Source organism: Streptomyces sp. NEAU-sy36, assembly GCF_013423905.1.
Classification (GTDB): domain Bacteria; phylum Actinomycetota; class Actinomycetes; order Streptomycetales; family Streptomycetaceae; genus Streptomyces; species Streptomyces misionensis.
Genome location: NZ_CP058977.1, coordinates 6,134,751 through 6,152,447, shown reverse-complemented (window position 1 = coordinate 6,152,447; position 17,697 = coordinate 6,134,751). Strand labels below are relative to the sequence as shown.

Below are 17,697 nucleotides of genomic sequence, written 5' to 3'. Positions count from 1 at the left end.
GGTGCTCCAGCGCATAGGCTAGGGCCGCTCAAGCTCGCACCGTCTCTGGGGAGAAACGCATGGCACCCGGCCTTCCTACCGCCATGGACCGACCGCACTTCATCGGCATCGGCGGCGCCGGGATGTCGGGGATCGCCAAGATCCTCGCGCAGCGCGGGGCGGAGGTGGCCGGCAGCGACGCCAAGGACTCGGCGACCGCCGAGGCGCTGCGGGCGCTCGGGGTCACCGTGCACATCGGGCACGCCGCCGAGCACCTCGCCGACGACGCCAGCTGTGTCGTCGTCTCGTCGGCCATCCGCCAGGACAACCCGGAGCTGGCCCGCGCCGCCGAGCTGGGCATCCCGGTCGTGCACCGGTCGGACGCGCTGGCCGCGCTGATGACCGGGCTGCGCCCGATCGCCGTCGCCGGCACCCACGGCAAGACCACCACCACCTCGATGCTGGCGGTCTCCCTCGGCGAGCTGGGCCTGAAGCCGTCGTACGCCATCGGCGGCGACCTGGACGCGCCCGGCTCCAACGCGCTGCACGGCGACGGCGACATCTTCGTCGCCGAGGCGGACGAATCGGACCGCAGCTTCCACAAGTACGCGCCCGAGGTCGCCATCGTCCTCAACGTCGAGCTGGACCACCACGCCAACTACGCCTCGATGGACGAGATCTACGAGTCCTTCGAGACCTTCGCCGGGAAGATCGTGCCCGGCGGCACCCTGGTGATCTCCGCCGACCACGAGGGCGCCCGCGAGCTGACCCGCCGGCTCGCCGGAACCGTCAGGACGGTGACGTACGGCGAGGCCGAGGACGCCGGTGTCCGGGTCACCGCCATCGTGCCGCAGGGGCTGAAGAGCCAGGTCACCGTGGTGCTGGACGGCGAGGAGCTGACCTTCGCGGTCTCCGTGCCCGGTCGGCACTACGCCCTCAACGCCGTCGCCGCGCTCGCCGCCGGTGCCGCGCTCGGCATCCCGGCCGCCGAGCTGGCGCCCGCGCTCGCCGCCTACACCGGCGTCAAGCGGCGCCTCCAGCTCCAGGGCGAGGCCGCCGGGGTCCAGGTGATCGACTCCTACGCCCACCACCCCACCGAGATGACCGCGGACCTGGAGGCCATGCGGGCCGCCGCCGGCGACGCCCGCATCCTCGTCGTCTTCCAGCCGCACCTGTTCTCCCGTACCCAGGAGCTGGGCAAGGAGATGGGGCAGGCCCTGGCGCTCGCCGACGCCTCGGTGGTCCTGGACATCTACCCGGCCCGCGAGGACCCGATCCCGGGCGTCACCAGCGAGCTGATCATCGAGGCCGCGCGGGCCGCGGGCGCCGACGTCACCGCGGTGCACGACAAGGCGGAGATCCCGGCCGTGATCGCGGGAATGGCGAAGCCCGGTGATCTCGTTCTCACCATGGGCGCGGGCGACGTGACCGACCTGGGCCCGCTGATCCTGGACCGCCTGTCGCAGAGTTAAGGGGCTGAGTCTCATGTCGTACGACGTCGAGAAGCCGGACGAGCAGTGGCGCGCGGAGCTGAGCCCGGAAGAGTACGCGGTACTGCGCCGGGCCGCCACCGAACCCGCGTTCACCGGTGAGTACACGGACACCACCACCAAGGGCGTCTACTCCTGCCGCGCCTGCGGCGCCGAACTGTTCACCTCGGAGACCAAGTTCGCCTCCCACTGCGGCTGGCCGTCCTTCTACGACCCGAAGGACACCGACGCCGTGGAGCTGGTCGAGGACCGCTCCCTCGGCATGGTGCGCACCGAGGTCCGCTGCGCCCGCTGCGGCTCGCACCTCGGGCACGTCTTCGAGGGGGAGGGCTACCCGACCCCGACCGACCAGCGGTACTGCATCAACTCGATCTCCCTGCGGCTCGAACCCGCCGGCGAGTGAGGCCGGGGCCGGATCACCGGCCGGGGGCGCAGCGCGGGCGCAGTCCGTGGCCGGCGATGCGGAAGCAGTCCCTGCCCCGGGGCGCGAGCGGATCGGGCAGCTCGAACAGCCGACGGGACGCGAGGTCCAGGGCGAATGTCACGAGCAGGACGCGGTAGCGCGTGGTGGCGGCGTGCGCCGTCGCCGCGCGGTGCTCGGAGGCGCCCGGCTCGAACCCGTACTCCAGCTCCCCCGGGGACCCCGCCCAGGCGCCGCGTTTCCCAAGCTGTCGGACCCGGGTGGCAGCGGTGCCGGGCCGGTGCGCACGGCCGTCGTCGCGGCTCGTGACCGGGAGGTGAACGCGCGGCGTGATCGCCGCGGGGCGGGGAAGGCGGCCGTCTAGACTCTCCCGGCAACGGCCCGCGCCTGCCCGGCCCGTGGCCGCGAACGGGCGGAAAGCTGCCAGACCCGAAGGGTGTTCGGCGTTTTGATACGGATAGATGCAGTCACGAAGAGGTACCCGGACGGCACGGTCGCGGTCGACCGGCTGTCGTTGGACATACCGGACCGCGCGATCACCGTCCTCGTCGGGCCCTCCGGCTGCGGCAAGACGACGACGCTGCGCATGATCAACCGGATGGTGGAGCCCACCGAGGGCAGCATCCTGCTGGACGGCGCGGACATCCGGCAGCAGCCGGTCAACTCCCTGCGCCGCTCCATGGGTTACGTCATCCAGAACGCCGGTCTCTTCCAGCACCGCACCATCCTCGACAACATCGCCACCGTGCCCCGGCTGCTCGGCTGGAGCAAGCCGAAGGCACGGGGCCGGGCCGCGGAGCTGATGGAGCGGGTCGGTCTGGACACCTCGCTCGCCAAGCGCTACCCGTACCAGCTCTCCGGCGGCCAGCAGCAGCGCGTCGGGGTGGCGCGGGCGCTCGCCGCCGATCCGCCGGTGCTGCTGATGGACGAGCCGTTCTCCGCCGTCGACCCGGTGGTCCGCAAGGGGCTCCAGGACGAACTGCTGCGCATCCAGGACGAGCTGGGCAAGACGATCGTCTTCGTCACGCACGACATCGACGAGGCGATCAAGCTGGGCACCATGGTGGCCGTGCTGCGCACCGGGGGCCGGCTCGCCCAGTTCGCGCCGCCCGCCGAGCTGCTCAGCGCGCCCGCCGACACCTTCGTGGAGGACTTCCTCGGCGCCGACCGGGGCATCCGGCGGCTGTCCTTCTTCCCGTCCGACGAACTGCCCCTGCAGACCGGCCCGCTGGTCCCGCTGGACGCGGACGCGGACGCGGCGCAGCGCGGCGCCCGTTCCGAGGCCCCCTACCTCCTGGTCACCGACGCCGACGGCAGACCGCTCGGCTGGGCCGAGCCCGACGGGCCCTTGGACCCGGAACGGCTGCTCGACCACGGGCGGCCGTTCAGGCCCGGCGCCGACTCGCTGCGCACCGCGCTCGACGGTGCGGTGCTGTCGCCGACCGGCTGGGCCGTCGCGGTGGACGGGGACGGGCGCGCCGTGGGTGTCGTCTCGCAGCAGGTCATCGGGGAGGCGATCCGCGCGGCGCACGGCCGGGCGGGCGCCGGGGTGAAGGCCGCGCGATGAACGGCTTCTTCGACCTGCCGAGCGACCTCCAGCACAGCTACCTCGGGCTCGTCGGCCTGCATCTGCGCGAGGCGCTGCTGCCGGTGCTGGCCGGGCTGCTGATCGCGCTGCCCGTCGCCCAGCTGTGCGCGCGGTTCCGCTGGATCTACCCGCCCGTGCTCGGCCTCACCACCGTGCTCTACTCGATCCCCTCGCTGGCCTTCTTCGTCGTCCTCATCGACTACTTCGGGCAGAGCGAGACCACGGTGATGATCCCGCTCGCCGTCTACAGCCTGGTGGTGCTGGTGCCCGGGATCGTGGACGGCGTCCGCTCGGTGCCGAGGGAGACCCTGGCCGCCGCCGAGGCGATGGGCTTCGGCCCGCTGCGCCGCTACCTCCAGGTCCAACTCCCCATCGCCGCACCGGCGATCATCGCCGGGCTGCGGGTGGCGGTCGTCTCCAGCCTGTCCCTGGTCAGCGTCGGCATGCTGATCGGCAACCAGGGCGCCCTCGGCAACATGCTCTACGACGCCAACACCTACCACCGGCCCGCCCTGGCCGTTAACTCGGTGCTGACCACGGCGGTGCTCGGCATCCTCGCCGACGCCCTGCTGGTCCTCCTGCGCCGGCTGCTGACCCCCTGGATGCCGAGGAAGGGCGCCACCCGGTGAACGTACTCGACTTCGCGCACTCGTTCTTCGGCGACCCCGCCCACTGGCACGGCTACGACGGCATCCCCACCCGGCTCGTCGAGCACCTCACCTACTCGCTGGAGGCCCTGCTCGTCGCCGCCGTGGTCGCGCTGCCGGTCGGCCTGGTCACCGGCCACTACGGCCGGGGCGGCAACGCGCTCGCGCTGATCGCCACCGCGGGCCGCGCGCTGCCCAGCTTCGGGCTGCTGGTGCTGATGTTCATCTGGCTCGGCTTCGGGCTGGTGCCGGTGATGATCCCGCTGGTGGTGCTCGCCGTGCCGCCGATCCTGGTCACCACCTACGAGGCGATGCGCTCCGTCGACCCGTCCCCGGTGGACGCCGCCCGGGGCATGGGGATGTCGGAGGCCCGCGTGCTGTTCCAGGTGGAGGTGCCCGTCGCGTTGCCGCTGATCCTCTCCGGGCTGCGCACGGCGGCCATCCAGATCATCTCCACCGCCACCATCGCCGCGTACGTCAGCCTCGGCGGCCTCGGCCGGTACATCATCGACGGCCTGTACCAGCGCGACTACGAGAAGGTCGTGGGCGGTGCCACCCTCGTCGCCGCCCTGGCCCTGGCCACCCTCGCGCTCTTCTGGGCGGTGTCCCGGCTCACGGTGTCCCGGGGGGTGCGCGGAAGCGCCTGAACCGACCGTGACCGCGGTCACCGGCGGGGAATCCGCGCGTGTGATCGGCGGTGCGGTCTTCATCAAGAATGGATTACGAGACGGCGGTGCGCGGTTGACTCGGCGTCAAGCGGCTGGATTGGATCAGGTGGTGACTTCCACAACCGACATCAGCAGGTCCATGCGGAGGAACCGGGGCGCGGCGGTGGTCGCCCTCGCGGCGGCGACGGCCCTGCTGGCAGGCTGCTCCTCCCACTCCGGAAAGTCCGACCCCCTGTCGGGCGGCAAGGCGAGCGGCGGCGAAGTGGTCGTCGGCTCCAACAACTTCCCCGAGAGCACACTGCTCGCCGACATCTACGGCGAAGCACTCAAGGCCAAGGGGATCAAGGTCACGTACAAGCCGAACATCGGCAGCCGGGAGACCACCTACGGCCTGCTGAAGAACGGTTCCCTCTCGGTGCTGCCCGAGTACAACGGCGCGCTCCTGGCCTACCTCGACCCCAAGGCGACGCCGAAGAGCGCCGACGAGACCACGGCCGCCATCAAGACGAAACTGGACGCCAAGCTGACCCTGCTGGAGCCGTCGGCGGCCGAGGACAAGGACTCGCTGGCGGTCAACGCCGCCACCGCGCGCAAGTACCACCTCACCGAGAAGTCCACCATCGCGGACCTGAAGGGCATCGCGAAGGACCTGGTGATCGGCGGCTCGCCGGAGTTCCAGACCCGACAGCAGGGCCTGGTGGGCCTGAAGTCGGTCTACGGCCTCGACTTCAAGTCCTTCAAGGCGCTGGACGCGGGCGGCACGCTCACCCAGACCGCCCTGAAGAAGGACGACGTCCAGGTCGCCGACATCTTCAGCACCGACCCGACCATCGCCAAGGAGAAGTTCGTCGCCCTGAAGGACCCGGAGAACCTCTTCGGCTTCCAGAACGTGCAGCCGCTCGTCGTCAAGAGCGCCGTGTCCCAGAAGGGCGTGGACGCACTGAACGCCGTCTCCGCCAAGCTCGACACCGCGACCCTGCTGGACCTGGACGCGCAGGTGCAGAACCAGCGCAAGGACCCGCTGGACGTCGCGAAGACCTGGCTGAAGTCGGCCGGCCTCGGCTGACGCCCGCCCGACGCACGGGGGGGCGCGGCCGAGGATCTCGGCCGCGCCCCCCTGTTCCGTCTCGCTCAGAGGTCGAACTCGTGCGGCGGCAGGTCCAGGGTGTAGCAGGCCTCGCGGACCACGGCCTGCTCGGTCTTGTCGAAGTCGCCGTCGGCGCCGCCGATGACGATGCCGATCTGGATGACGGCCCGCGCCTCGGCGGGCTTCTTCTTCGCCTTGGCGATCTCCTGGAGCACGCTCACCTTGCCGAAGGCGAAGTCGGCCGTCAGCTTGTTCAGGTTGTCGTCGAAGCGGCGCCGCAGATCGTCCGCGGGGAAGTTCTGCAACACCTCGTTGGTGGCGATCAGCTGGGCGACGCGCTGACGCTCCGAGGGGTCGACGGTGCCGTCGGCGGCGGCGACCAGCGCGCACATCGCCATGCTCGCGTCCCGGAACGCACCGCTCTTCAGGTCGTTCTTCTTCGCCACCAACTGGGTCTGCATCTGCGACGCCGACTCCTTGATGCGGTCCCACAGGGCCATGCTTGCTCCTCGTATCCGCGGCGGGGCGCCCCACGACACCCCACCGGCAACTTCTACAACACCGTAGAAACTGACGGTGGGGCCGGAAAGTTCCGGGACGTCATGCCGCGGTTCCCTCGGCCTCCTGTGCGGCGAGGGCCCGCGCCCGGCGGCGCTTGCGGCGGCTCGTGCGCGGCTCCTGGTCGGGGAGCCAGCCGAAGGCGAGGCAGCTGCCGACGACGCCGAGCAGCAGTCCGATGAAGAAGCCGCCCAGGTTGGAGGTGAGCCAGGTGCCCAGCGAGAGCAGCACTCCGGTGATGGAGTAGAAGAGCCGCTGGGCGGGGTTGAAGAGGAGCAGCAGGCCCAGCAGGACCATCAGACCCGGCAGCAGATAGCCGGCGAGCCCCTGCATACCGATGTGCATCACGACCTTCAGCGACGCCTTCTCGGTCAGCAGGATCTCGCCACCGCCCAGGGCGAGCAGCAGCCCGCCCCAGAACGGCCGCCGGGCCCGCCATGCCCGGAAGGTGCCCCGCGGGCCCCGGCTCGTACGGTCGGCCATGGCGCTCAGCAGGCCTTGTCGCTGAAGCTGAGCTTGAGGCCGGGCAGCTTGAACACCCCAGCCGTGGTCGCGTAGTTGGTCTGCCTCAGGTTGTCGATGTGCACCTTGTCGGCCTGCTGGCTGAAGACGCCCTTCGGGCCCTTCGCGTTGGCCTCGGTCAGCGTGCTGGCGTCGTTGCCGATCTCGATGTTGTTGAACGCCGCGTCGCCCGACATCTCGGTGGAGTCGGTGGTCAGATCGGAGGCGGTGACCTTGTTGGCGCCGCTGCCCGCGGTGATCCGCAGGTTGGTGCCGCCGAGGTCGACGCTCTGGCACAGCTTGGACAGCGTGGCCTTCTTGATGGCGGAGGTGACGACCAGCACCTGGCCGCCGGTGTCACCCGCGTTCGGGCTGTCGTCGGCCATGTTGTCCAGGCCGCCGAACTGCTCGAAACCGGATCCGTCCAGCTGCTCCGCGGTGACCGTGAACGGCATGCCGGAGATGGCGAACTGCACACCCAGCGCGCCCTGCGCGGTGAGCACCGCGAGGCCGGCGGCGACGATCGTGGCGGGCACCGCCATCACCGCGGCGCGGCGGGCCCGGACGCGGCCCCGTCTCACCCCGGTGGGGGCGGCGGTGCCGCTCGGTGTTTCGGAGAGTGAACCGCTTCCCGGGTTCTCAGGGGTGTTGCCGGTGGACGAGATGTCCGGGGACGAGGCCATGTCTGCTCCCATGGGCATGGATCCGATGCGGGTTGGGCTTCAGTGGCACGATGTCCTGGCGCGGACAGCGGCCGCCGCGGACGCCTCCTCGCACTCCCGGCGGGTGCGAGGGCTTTCTCGTTACGCGGCGGTAGCCTTTCGAGGAAGTTACCGCCGGTTACTTTTTGGGGTCAAGGGAGATGTGAAAAAAGGGTGTTGACGGTGCGTGCGAGCCGATCCGCCCGTTCAACTCGCCTTGTTCAGCGCGATGTTGCCGTGTCGCGTGTCTTGACGCCGATGGTTGACGGGGCTACAACTTCCCCAGATTCCCCGGATCCGTGGCGCCGGATCCGCCGAGCGGCAGCGGCCGTGTCCCGCACGGGCACCGGCCGCGTTCCCGGCCCTCTCGTGGCACGCTCGACCTCACGGTGATCCGTTTCGCACGAGCACCCCTTCGCACTCCGCGCGAGCACGGCACGGACAGCTCCCCCACGGGTCCGTACCGGCATCCCTCAGAGCGTCCGGCCCGGCCGATTCCTCCGGGTACCGGCCGGTGTCCGGCTCGCCGCCGTCGCTGGTCCGTCGCGTAAGGAGAAGGCGTGACGGCCCCGCGCCGGCGGCAACACGCGCACCAACCGGCACCGCTCGCACCGCCCCGGCACGAGGCATGCCGCCCCGGCATGCCGAGCGCCACCCGAGTACGACGAAATACCCCTGGTACGACGCGTACCACCCGGGTACGACGCGTACCACCCCCGTGCCAGGGCGCACCACCTCTGCACCGCCCGCCACCCCCCCACGTCCCCAACCCTCACCCCACTTAGCAGAGAGGCACCCGCATGCGTACGCGAATCCTCGTCGCCCTCGCCGGTACCGCCACCGCCACCGCTCTCGCCCTGGTCTCCGCCGGTCCCGCCTCGGCGGCCGGCGCGGTCCTGACCACGGGCAGCGCCGGCGGCACCGCCGTCGCGGTCGGCGACACCCTCACCGCGCCCCTGGCGAGCGGCACCAACGCCACCTTCTACTCCAGCGCCACCGGCACCAGCGGCGTGAAGTGCAGCAGCTCCCAGTTCACCGCCTCGGTCACCGGAAACCCGACCGCCCCCGGCACCGCCACCGAGTCCGTCACCGCGCACACCGCGACCAACTGCACGAGCAACGTCACCGGTGTGCTCAGCGTCGGCGGCATCACCATCGACAACCTGCCCTACTCGGCGACGGTCACCTCCGACGGCACCCTCACCGTCACGCCCCGCAGCGGCTCCGTGATCCAGTCCACGGTCAAGCTCAACACCCTGCTGGGCAGCGTCACCTGCATCTACCAGGGCCCGAGCCTCACCGGCAAGGCGGACAACAGCGACAACAGCATCACCTTCACCAACCAGCAGTTCACCAAGATCTCCGGCTCGTCGCTGTGCTTCAACACGGCCTACTTCTCGGCCAAGTACGCGCCGGTGACCGACGGCGGAGCCAAGGTGTTCGTCAACTGACGCGCACGACAAGCGGTTTGACCAGCACTCCCTGAACAAGGCGCGAGGCGGCGCCGTCCCGGTGGGCACCCCCACCGGGACGGCGCCGCCGTGCTGCGCGCGCCCCGGCCGCCCCCCGAGGCCCCGTTGAGGAGCCGGCCGCCCGCCTCGTATCGTGGCGATCATGGGTGCGCCAGGCGGCCGTCGAGCGGCCGTTCGAGGCCGGTGCCGGGCCCTCGCACTTCGGACTCCCGTTGGCATTCGGTGAGTTATCGTATGCAAGGGGTTAAAACAAACCGCATGTCCCGTTCGTTCGTCTCGCGAGGAGGGGTCCCACGATGGCGAGGCAGTTACGCGCCGAACAGACCCGGTCGACGATCATTTCCGCCGCCGCGGATCTGTTCGACCAGCACGGCTACGAGTCCACCAGCCTCAGCGACATCGTCGCACACGCGAAGGTCACCAAGGGGGCCCTCTACTTCCACTTCGCCGCCAAGGAAGACCTGGCGCACGCCATCCTGGAGCTGGAGGCCCGGGCGGCCCGGCAGCTCGTGGCCGACGTCGAGGGCCGCGGCTACTCCTCTCTGGAGGGCCTGATGCGCACCACCTTCGGAGTCGCCCGGCTCGCCGTGGACGACCCGGTGCCGCGCGCCGGACTCCGCCTCGCCACCGCCGACGTCACCGTACGGCCGCCGCTGCGCCACCCCTACACCGAGTGGCTGGAGTTCGCCGCCCGCAAGTTCAGCGGGGCCGTGCGGGAGGCCGATGTGCACAGCGACCTCGACGTCGCCGCCGCCGCCCACTCGCTCGTCTGCTTCTTCTTCGGCACCCGGGTCACCGGCCGGTTCGAACCGGTGGGGCGGCTGCCGCGCCGGGTCGCCGAGATGTGGCACCTGATGATCCGCGGCCTGGTCCCGGTGCACCGCCGCCCCCGCTACGTCACCCTCGCCACGCAGCTGGAGCGGGAGATCAGAACCGCCTGAACCGCGCGGTACGGTGACGGACATGCCCGACACCCCGTTCGCACCCGTGATCCTCGGCAACGTACCCGGTTCCTTCCCGCACGGCGTACTGGCCGAGCGGCACCCGGCGATCATCCGGCAGGTGCGAGGCGCCCTCCCGTACGCCCCCGCGCAGCGGCGGGCGCTGGACGCACTGCTGGCGAGCTGCACCGAGGGCACCATCGAGCCGCTGCCCGCGGACGCCCCGGACCGCGAGCGCTGGCGGGCGTGGGGAGCGGACGCGTACACCGGACAGCGCTGGTACGACGTGCCGTGGCTGTGGTCCGAGAGCTACTTCTACCGCCAACTGCTCGCGGCCGTCGGCTACTTCGGCCCCGGCGCCTGGCAGGGCATCGACCCCTTCCGCCCCGTCAAGCGCGCCGAGCTGGACGCCCCGGAGACCGACCGGGAACTCGCCGCCCTCGACGCACTGCGGGAGCTGCCGGAACCGGAGCGCGGGCGGGCCCTGCTGCACGGCTCCCTCTGGGGCAACCGCGCCGACCTGGGGTTCCGGCTCTCCGCCGAGGGCGCCGAGGAGCGCGCGCCCGCGCCCGCGCTGGTCGCCGACGACAGCGCACGGCTGTGGTCGCTGCTGCCGCCCGGCGGGGACGCGACCCTCGTCCTGGTCGCGGACAACGCGGGCCGCGAACTCGTCCCCGACCTGCTGCTGATCGCCCACCTCCTCGCCGGGGGCCGGGCCGCGCGGGCGGTGCTGCACGTCAAGCCGTACCCGTACTACGTCTCGGACGCCACCACCGCCGATGTGCTCGACGCCCTGGACCGGCTCCGCGCCGCGCCGGGCGAGGCCGCCGAGTACGGGCGGCTGCTGTGGTCGGCGCTGTCCGACGGCCGGCTCGCCGTGCGCGCCCACCCCTTCTCCTGCGCACCGCTGCCGTACGAGCGGATGCCGGACGACCTGCGCGCCGAGTTCGCCGCCGCGACCCTCACCGTGCTCAAGGGCGACCTCAACTACCGTCGGCTGGTCGGCGACCGGAGGTGGCCGCCGACCACGTCCTTCGCGGCGGCGACCGCGTACTTCCCGGGCCCCGTCGCCGCGCTGCGCACCCTGAAGTCCGAGGTGATCACCGGCCTGTCCGCCGAGGCCGAGGCGGAGCTGGTGGCGGCGGAGGAGCAGCGCTGGCGCACCGGCGGCACGCATGCGCTGATCCAGGTCAAGTGACGCGCAGCGGCAGCGCCTTGATGCCGTTGATGAAGTTGGACACCAGCCGCTCGGGCGGTCCGGCGGGGCGCAGGACGGGCAGGGCGCGCAGCACCTCCTCGTAGAGGACACGCAGTTGCAGCCGGGCGAAGTGCGCGCCCATGCAGACGTGCGGACCGTCGCCGAAGGAGACGTGCGGGTTGGGGGAGCGGCCGAGGTCGAGCCGGTCCGGGTCGGTGAAGACCCGCTCGTCGCGGTTGGCGGAGGCGTGGAAGACCACGACCTTGTCGCCCGCCCTGATGCGCCGGCCCGCCAGCTCGGTGTCCTGGGCCGCGGTGCGCCGGAAGGTCAGCACGGGCGGGTGCCACCGCAGCAACTCTTCGACGGCTGAGTTGAGTTGTGCCTTGCCGGTGCGCAGCAGGTCGTACGCCCGCGGGTGCTCGGCCAGTGCCAGCAGCCCGCCCGGGGCCGCGCTGCGGACGGTGTCGTTGCCGGCGATGGTGAGCAGGAAGAAGAACATCTCCAGCTCGGGACCGGTGAGTTCCGCGTCGTGGCTGAGGGTCGTGAGGACGTCGTCGGCGGGATACCGCCGTTTGTACGCAGCCAGCTGTTGCGCGTAGCCGAACATGTCCCGCAGCATCGCCGGAGAGCGTGGGTTCACCGGCCGGCCCGCCTGGTCCCGCACCGAGGGGCCGGCCTCGTCCGGGTCCTGGTAGCCGATCACCCGGTGGGTCCACCGCAGCAGCAGCCGCCGGTCGTGTTCCGGGACGCCCAGCAGGTCGGTCAGGTTCAGCAGGGCGTACTCGTCGGTGACGGCCGCCACCAGGTCGACCGTGCCGTCCCCCTCGGCGGCCCGCTCCAGCGCCCCCGCGAGCAGCGTCCGTGCCCGCTCCCGGGCGACCTGTGCGAACCGCTCGATCCGGCCCGGGGTGAACGCCCGGCTCACCAGCCGCCGCAGCCTGCCGTGCTGCGGCGGGTCCTGGTTGAGCATCATGCGGCGGATGAACGGCAGGTCCTCCGGGTCGGGGTCGCGGATCTGGGTCGCGCCGAGGTACGACGAGTAGGCGGCCGAGTCCTTCAGGACCCGTACGACGTCCGCGTGCCGCGTCACCGCCCAGAACCCGGGCCCGGCCGGCCAGCCCAGCACCTCGGGCTCCTCCTGCCAGACCACCGGCCGCCGCTCGCGCAGCACACGGTAGTCGTCGTAGGGCACGGCGGCGGCGTACTGGCGCGGGTCGAAGATGTCGGGCACCCCGCCGGGATCGGGCGCCCGCCCCGCCTCGACACCGCTCACGCCGGACCGCCCCCGTCCGCGCCGCCCGCCCCGCCCTCCCCGTCCGCGCGCAGGAAGTCCTCCACGACCCGGATCAGGTCCAACGGTGTCTCGTCCATCGCGTAGTGGCCGGCGCCGGGCAGGGTGACGAGATGGCCGTGCGGGTACCAGGACAGCCATGTCCGGCGCATCAGCGCGGGGGACAGCGCCGGGTCCAGCTCGCCCGCCACGGCCAGCGCGGGCACCGTGGCGCCCGCCACCTCGGCATGGAAGTCCTCGCCGGCCCACGAGTCCAGCCAGGCCCGGAACGCCCCGGCGTCGCTGCGCTCCAGGGAGCGCGCCACCATCCGGTCCAGCCAGGCGGCGGGGCGGCGGCCCCCGGTGGTGAAGTCGAGGATCGCGCGCCGGTTCGCCGCCTTGTGCGCCGCCTCCGTGAACAGCGCTCCCTGCTCGCCCGGAAGCGGCATGCCCGAGGCGGGCACCGGGGAGACGCCGACGATCCGGCGCAGCCGGTCCGGGGCGAGCGCGAGGAGCCGCTGGGCCACCGCGCCGCCCATGGAGTGGCCGACCACCGAGAACCGCGCCCAGCCGAGCCGGTCGGCCAGCGCGAGGAGATCGGCGGCCGCCTCGGCCGTCGTGAAGGACCCGGTGACGTCCCGGGCCTCGCCGTAGCCGCGCAGATCGACCGGCACATAGGTGAAGGCGGTGCGGTCCAGGTCCGGCAGCACGGCCGCGTAGGCGGACCGGTCGGCGAACCAGCCGTGCACGGCGAACACGTGGTGGGCGCCGTCGCCGTGCACCTCATGGGGCAGCACGAAGGAGTTCATGCGCCTACCGTGTCCCTCGCGCCGGAGCACGGCAAGAGCGCGGACGGGGCACACCGCGGCGATGTTTCACGCGATGGTGTGATCATGTCCCGCGTGACGGATGGGTGTTGAGGGGCACGGGTAGGGCCCGGCCATGACGCAGCCGTTCGAACTCCCGCACTTCTACATGCCGTATCCCGCACGGCTCAATCCGCACCTGGACGAGGCCCGCGCCCACTCCACCGCGTGGGCCCGGGAGATGGGCATGCTGGAGGGCTCCGGAATCTGGGACCAGGCCGATCTGGAGGCGCACGACTACGGACTGCTGTGCGCCTACACCCACCCCGACTGCGACGGGGCCGCCCTCTCGCTGATCACCGACTGGTACGTGTGGGTCTTCTTCTTCGACGACCACTTCCTGGACATGTACAAGCGCACCCAGGACCGCGCCGCCGGCAAGGCCCACCTCGACCGGCTGCCGCTGTTCATGCCGCTCGACCCGGCGACCCCCGTACCGGAGCCGCAGAACCCGGTCGAGGCGGGCCTGAAGGACCTGTGGGCGCGCACGGTGCCGTCGATGTCCGTGGACTGGCGCCGCCGCTTCTCCGTCGCCACCGAGCACCTGCTCAACGAGTCGATGTGGGAGCTGTCGAACATCAACGAGGGGCGCATCGCCAACCCCGTCGAGTACATCGAGATGCGCCGCAAGGTCGGCGGCGCCCCCTGGTCCGCCGGACTGGTGGAGTACGCCACCGCCGAGGTGCCCGCGGCCGTCGCCGGGAGCCGGCCGCTGCGGGTGCTCATGGAGACCTTCGCCGACGCCGTGCACCTGCGCAACGACCTGTTCTCCTACCAGCGCGAGGTCGAGGACGAGGGCGAGAACAGCAACGGCGTGCTCGTCCTGGAGACCTTCTTCGGCTGCACCACCCAGCAGGCCGCCGACACCGTCAACGACATCCTCACCTCGCGCCTGCACCAGTTCGAGCACACCGCGCTCACCGAAGTCCCCGCCGTCGCCCTGGAGAACGGCCTCACCCCGGCCGAGACGGCCGCGATCGCCGCGTACACCAAGGGACTCCAGGACTGGCAGTCCGGCGGCCACGAATGGCACCTGCGCTCCAGCCGCTACATGAACCAGGGCGCGCGCAGCGGTTCGCCCTGGCAGCTGCCCAGCGGCCCCGGCACCTCCGCCGCCCACATCGGCACCCTGCTCGCCTCCGCCGCCCAGGAGCGCCTGCGCGCCTACTCCCACGTGCCCTACCAGAAGGTCGGCCCGTCGATCCTGCCCGAGTTCCACATGCCGTTCCCGTTGGAGCTGAGCCCCCACCTCGACGCCGCCCGCCGCAATCTGCGCACCTGGTGCCACCGGGTCGGCATCCTCCAGGAGGGCGTCTGGGACGAGGACAAGCTGCGCGCCTACGACCTCGCCCTGTGCTCCGCCGGACTCGACCCCGACGCCACCCCCGAGGCACTCGACCTCAGCGCCCAGTGGCTCGCCTTCGGCACCTACGGCGACGACTACTACCCACTCGTCTACGGCCACCGCAGGGACCTGGCCGCCGCCCGCCTGACCACCGCCCGGCTGTCGGCCTGCACGCCCGTCGAGGGCGAGCCCGCGCTCGTGCCGGGCAACGCCATGGAACGCTCCCTGATCGACCTGTGGGCGCGCACCACCGCCGAGATGACCGCCGACCAGCGGCGCACCCTCAAGGCCGCCGTGGACACCATGACCGAGAGCTGGGTGTGGGAGCTGTCCAACCAGGTGCAGAACCGCGTCCCCGACCCGGTCGACTACCTGGAGATGCGCCGCTCCACCTTCGGCTCCGACCTCACCCTGAGCCTGTGCCGGATGGGCCACGGCCCCGCGATCCCGCCCGAGGTGTACCGCAGCGGCCCGGTGCGCTCCCTGGAGAACGCCGCCATCGACTACGCCTGCCTGCTCAACGACATCTTCTCGTACCAGAAGGAGATCGAGTACGAGGGCGAGATCCACAACGCGATCCTGGTCGTGCAGAACTTCTTCGGCATCGACTACCCGACCGCGCTCGGCGTCGTGCACGACCTCACCACCCAGCGCATGCAGCAGTTCGAGCACGTGGTCGCCCACGAACTGCCCGTTCTCTACGACGACTTCGAGCTGTCGCGGGAGGCCCGCAGGGCGATGGACGGGTACGTCCTCGATCTGCAGAACTGGCTGGCCGGCATCCTCAACTGGCACCGGAACGTGGACCGCTACAAGGACGCGTGGCTGAGCCGGCGCGCCCACCGCTTCCTGCCCGACCGCATGCCCGCACGGCCGGTGCTCGCACTGGGCTGACCGGCAGATTCCGCATCTTCTCGTACGGAACGGGGCATTCAGGGAACTTCGGCGAGCTTTTGCGAGTCCTCATAGCCAAGGGGAACGACACAACGCGAGAACACGGGGGGTGTTCGAGCTTGACCGAGATCATCGAGCAGGCCGGCGAGAGGATCACCGGGGCCGCTGGGGAGAAGAAGCAGGCACCGGGGGAACTGCGTCCCTACGTCGCACCGCTGACGGTGCCGCCCGTGCTGCGGCCCGCGGCGGGCGACGTCCGGCGGGAGACCGAGATCGCCCTGCGGCCCACCTGGGTGCGGCTGCACCCGCAGCTGCCGCCCACCCTGATGTGGGGTTACGACGGCCATGTCCCCGGCCCGACCATCGAGGTGCGGCGCGGCGAACGCGTCCGCATCGCCTGGACCAACCGCATACCCAAGGAGTCCGAGTACCCGGTGACCTCGGTCGCGGTGCCCGTCCGCGCGCCCGGCACCGCGCCCGCCACCACCGAACCCGGCCGCGGCGGCGTCGAACCCGACAAGGACGTCGCGGCCCTGCCCGCCTGGTCGGTGACCCATCTGCACGGCGCGCAGACCGGCGCGGGCAACGACGGCTGGGCGGACAACGCGGTCGGCTTCGGCGACGCCCAGCTGTCGGAGTACCCGAACGACCACCAGGCGACCCAGTGGTGGTACCACGACCACGCCATGAACATCACCCGCTGGAACGTGATGAGCGGCCTCTACGGCACCTACCTCGTCCGGGACGACGAGGAGGACGCGCTCCGGCTCCCGTCCGGGGAGCGGGAGATACCGCTGCTGCTCGCCGACCGCAACCTCGACACCGACGAGGACGGCCGGCTCAACGGGCGGCTGCTGCACAAGACGGTCGTCGTCGACGAGCACAACGCGGAGACCGGCAAGCCGGTGTCCATCCCGTTCACCGGCCCGTACACCACCGTCAACGGACGCATCTGGCCGTACGCCGAGGTGGACTCGGCCTGGTACCGCTTCCGGCTGGTCAACGCGTCCAACGCGCGCATCTTCGACCTCGTGCTGATCGACGAGGACGGCGACCCGGTGCCCGGCGTCGTCCACCAGATCGGCAGCGACGGCGGACTGCTGCCGCGCCCGGTGCCGGTGGACTTCGGTCCGGCCCTGCCGACGCTGACCGCGGCGCCCGCCGAGCGCTTCGACCTGCTGGTGGACTTCCGGCGGCTGGCCGGGCGCACCCTGCGGCTGGTCAACAAGGGCCCCAACCGGCCGGCGGGCGTGCCCGACCCGGCCGGTGACGTGCGCTACCCGGCCGTCCTGGAGTTCCGCGTCCGCAAGGCCGCGGAACCGGACGCCTTCGAACTGCCCCAGGTCCTGTCCGGCTCCTTCCGCCGCCTCACCCACGACATCCCGCACGGCCACCGGCTGATCCTGCTCACCCCGCCCGCGGCCAAGGGCGCCGGCGGCCACCCGGAGATCTGGGAGATGACCGAGGTCGCGGACACCGGCGGGTTGGCGCTCCCGGCCGACGGCATCGTGCAGATCACCGGTCCCGACGGCACCACGAAGACGTACCGGCGCACCGCGCGGACGTTCAACGACGGGCTGGGGTTCATCATCGGCGAGGGCAGCCACGAGCAGTGGAGCTTCCTCAACCTCGCGCCCATCGTGCACCCCATGCACATCCACCTGGCCGACTTCCAGCTCCTCGGCCGGGACGCCTACGACGTATCCGGCTTCGACCCCGCCGTGGGCGGCACCCGCACCCCGATCCGGTACGACGCGAGCACCGCGATCCCGCTCGCGCCCAACGAGCAGGGCAACAAGGACGTCTTCCGGGTCCCCGGCAGCCAGATGCTGCGGGTCATGGGCCGCTTCGACGGGGCGTACGGCAGGTTCATGTACCACTGCCATCTGCTGGAGCACGAGGACATGGGGATGATGCGCCCGTTCGTCGTCATGCCGCCCGAGGCCATGGTGTTCGACCACGGGGCGTCGCACGACGGCGGGCACGGAGGGCACACGGGCTGAGCCGACCGACCCGTGGACGGACCGGGGCCGAGCCCGGCCGGGCCGGTTCGGCCCCGGTACCGGCCTCG

Annotated in this window: 17 protein-coding genes; 11 read left to right on the top strand and 6 right to left on the bottom strand. The window is 71.6% G+C overall.

Annotation, left to right across the window (positions count from 1 at the left end):
• Nucleotides 1-59: 59 nt before the first annotated feature.
• Both murC and msrB read left to right on the top strand, forming a co-directional pair.
• Nucleotides 60-1,451: a UDP-N-acetylmuramate--L-alanine ligase gene (gene murC, locus HZZ00_RS26915; RefSeq protein WP_180328870.1), complete on the top strand. Its 1,392-nt coding sequence runs from the start codon at nt 60-62 to the stop codon at nt 1,449-1,451.
• A 13-nt stretch (nt 1,452-1,464) separates the two neighbouring features.
• Nucleotides 1,465-1,872 (top strand): peptide-methionine (R)-S-oxide reductase MsrB, encoded by a 408-nt coding sequence (msrB, locus tag HZZ00_RS26910; RefSeq protein ID WP_180328869.1) that lies wholly within the window; start codon nt 1,465-1,467, stop codon nt 1,870-1,872.
• 13 nt (nt 1,873-1,885) lie between these two features.
• Here the strand turns inward: msrB and HZZ00_RS38820 are convergent, their stop codons facing one another.
• On the bottom strand, nt 1,886-2,014 hold the full coding sequence (locus HZZ00_RS38820; RefSeq protein WP_257585407.1) for a hypothetical protein: 129 nt from the start codon (nt 2,012-2,014) through the stop codon (nt 1,886-1,888).
• A gap of 324 nt (nt 2,015-2,338) precedes the next feature.
• On the opposite strand from HZZ00_RS38820, the gene HZZ00_RS26905 reads away from it, so the two are divergent.
• The 4 genes from HZZ00_RS26905 to HZZ00_RS26890 all read left to right on the top strand — a co-directional run bounded on the left by HZZ00_RS26905 (nt 2,339) and on the right by HZZ00_RS26890 (nt 5,859).
• Nucleotides 2,339-3,457 (top strand): ABC transporter ATP-binding protein, encoded by a 1,119-nt coding sequence (locus HZZ00_RS26905; protein ID WP_180328868.1) that lies wholly within the window; start codon nt 2,339-2,341, stop codon nt 3,455-3,457.
• Nucleotides 3,454-4,107: an ABC transporter permease gene (locus HZZ00_RS26900; protein ID WP_070025523.1), complete on the top strand. Its 654-nt coding sequence runs from the start codon at nt 3,454-3,456 to the stop codon at nt 4,105-4,107. The genes HZZ00_RS26905 and HZZ00_RS26900 overlap by 4 nt, the downstream gene beginning before the upstream one ends.
• On the top strand, nt 4,104-4,772 hold the full coding sequence (locus tag HZZ00_RS26895; RefSeq protein WP_180328867.1) for an ABC transporter permease: 669 nt from the start codon (nt 4,104-4,106) through the stop codon (nt 4,770-4,772). Before HZZ00_RS26900 ends, HZZ00_RS26895 begins: the two co-directional genes overlap by 4 nt.
• Before the next feature lie 160 nt (nt 4,773-4,932).
• Nucleotides 4,933-5,859 carry an ABC transporter substrate-binding protein gene (locus HZZ00_RS26890; RefSeq protein WP_180333727.1) on the top strand — a complete coding sequence of 309 codons (927 nt, stop codon included), beginning with the start codon at nt 4,933-4,935 and terminating at the stop codon, nt 5,857-5,859.
• A gap of 65 nt (nt 5,860-5,924) precedes the next feature.
• Here the strand turns inward: HZZ00_RS26890 and HZZ00_RS26885 are convergent, their stop codons facing one another.
• The 3 genes from HZZ00_RS26885 to HZZ00_RS26875 all read right to left on the bottom strand — a co-directional run bounded on the left by HZZ00_RS26885 (nt 5,925) and on the right by HZZ00_RS26875 (nt 7,622).
• Nucleotides 5,925-6,380 (bottom strand): tellurite resistance TerB family protein, encoded by a 456-nt coding sequence (locus HZZ00_RS26885; protein WP_070025525.1) that lies wholly within the window; start codon nt 6,378-6,380, stop codon nt 5,925-5,927.
• Nucleotides 6,381-6,480: 100 nt separating this feature from the next.
• A complete protein-coding gene (locus HZZ00_RS26880; protein ID WP_180328866.1) occupies nt 6,481-6,921 on the bottom strand; it encodes a DUF6114 domain-containing protein in 441 nt (146 codons plus the stop codon).
• A gap of 5 nt (nt 6,922-6,926) precedes the next feature.
• Nucleotides 6,927-7,622 carry a DUF6230 family protein gene (locus tag HZZ00_RS26875; RefSeq protein ID WP_180333726.1) on the bottom strand — a complete coding sequence of 232 codons (696 nt, stop codon included), beginning with the start codon at nt 7,620-7,622 and terminating at the stop codon, nt 6,927-6,929.
• An 818-nt stretch (nt 7,623-8,440) separates the two neighbouring features.
• On the opposite strand from HZZ00_RS26875, the gene HZZ00_RS26870 reads away from it, so the two are divergent.
• From HZZ00_RS26870 to HZZ00_RS26860, 3 genes are all read left to right on the top strand, one after another.
• Nucleotides 8,441-9,091: a Tat pathway signal sequence domain protein gene (locus tag HZZ00_RS26870; RefSeq protein ID WP_180328865.1), complete on the top strand. Its 651-nt coding sequence runs from the start codon at nt 8,441-8,443 to the stop codon at nt 9,089-9,091.
• Nucleotides 9,092-9,408: 317 nt separating this feature from the next.
• Nucleotides 9,409-10,053 carry a ScbR family autoregulator-binding transcription factor gene (locus tag HZZ00_RS26865; RefSeq protein WP_070025529.1) on the top strand — a complete coding sequence of 215 codons (645 nt, stop codon included), beginning with the start codon at nt 9,409-9,411 and terminating at the stop codon, nt 10,051-10,053.
• Nucleotides 10,054-10,075: 22 nt separating this feature from the next.
• Nucleotides 10,076-11,251, top strand: coding sequence for a damage-control phosphatase ARMT1 family protein (locus HZZ00_RS26860; protein ID WP_180328864.1), 1,176 nt, complete (start codon nt 10,076-10,078; stop codon nt 11,249-11,251).
• On the opposite strand, the gene HZZ00_RS26855 is transcribed toward HZZ00_RS26860, so the two are convergent.
• A complete protein-coding gene (locus HZZ00_RS26855; protein ID WP_180328863.1) occupies nt 11,244-12,524 on the bottom strand; it encodes a cytochrome P450 in 1,281 nt (426 codons plus the stop codon). The genes HZZ00_RS26860 and HZZ00_RS26855 overlap by 8 nt on opposite strands.
• A complete protein-coding gene (locus tag HZZ00_RS26850; protein ID WP_180328862.1) occupies nt 12,521-13,330 on the bottom strand; it encodes an alpha/beta fold hydrolase in 810 nt (269 codons plus the stop codon). The genes HZZ00_RS26855 and HZZ00_RS26850 overlap by 4 nt, the downstream gene beginning before the upstream one ends.
• A gap of 133 nt (nt 13,331-13,463) precedes the next feature.
• On the opposite strand from HZZ00_RS26850, the gene cyc2 reads away from it, so the two are divergent.
• Both cyc2 and phsA read left to right on the top strand, forming a co-directional pair.
• Nucleotides 13,464-15,626 (top strand): germacradienol/geosmin synthase Cyc2, encoded by a 2,163-nt coding sequence (gene cyc2, locus HZZ00_RS26845; protein WP_180328861.1) that lies wholly within the window; start codon nt 13,464-13,466, stop codon nt 15,624-15,626.
• A gap of 119 nt (nt 15,627-15,745) precedes the next feature.
• On the top strand, nt 15,746-17,629 hold the full coding sequence (gene phsA / locus HZZ00_RS26840) for an O-aminophenol oxidase PhsA (RefSeq protein ID WP_180328860.1): 1,884 nt from the start codon (nt 15,746-15,748) through the stop codon (nt 17,627-17,629).
• The last annotated feature ends 68 nt before the right edge of the window (nt 17,630-17,697 follow it).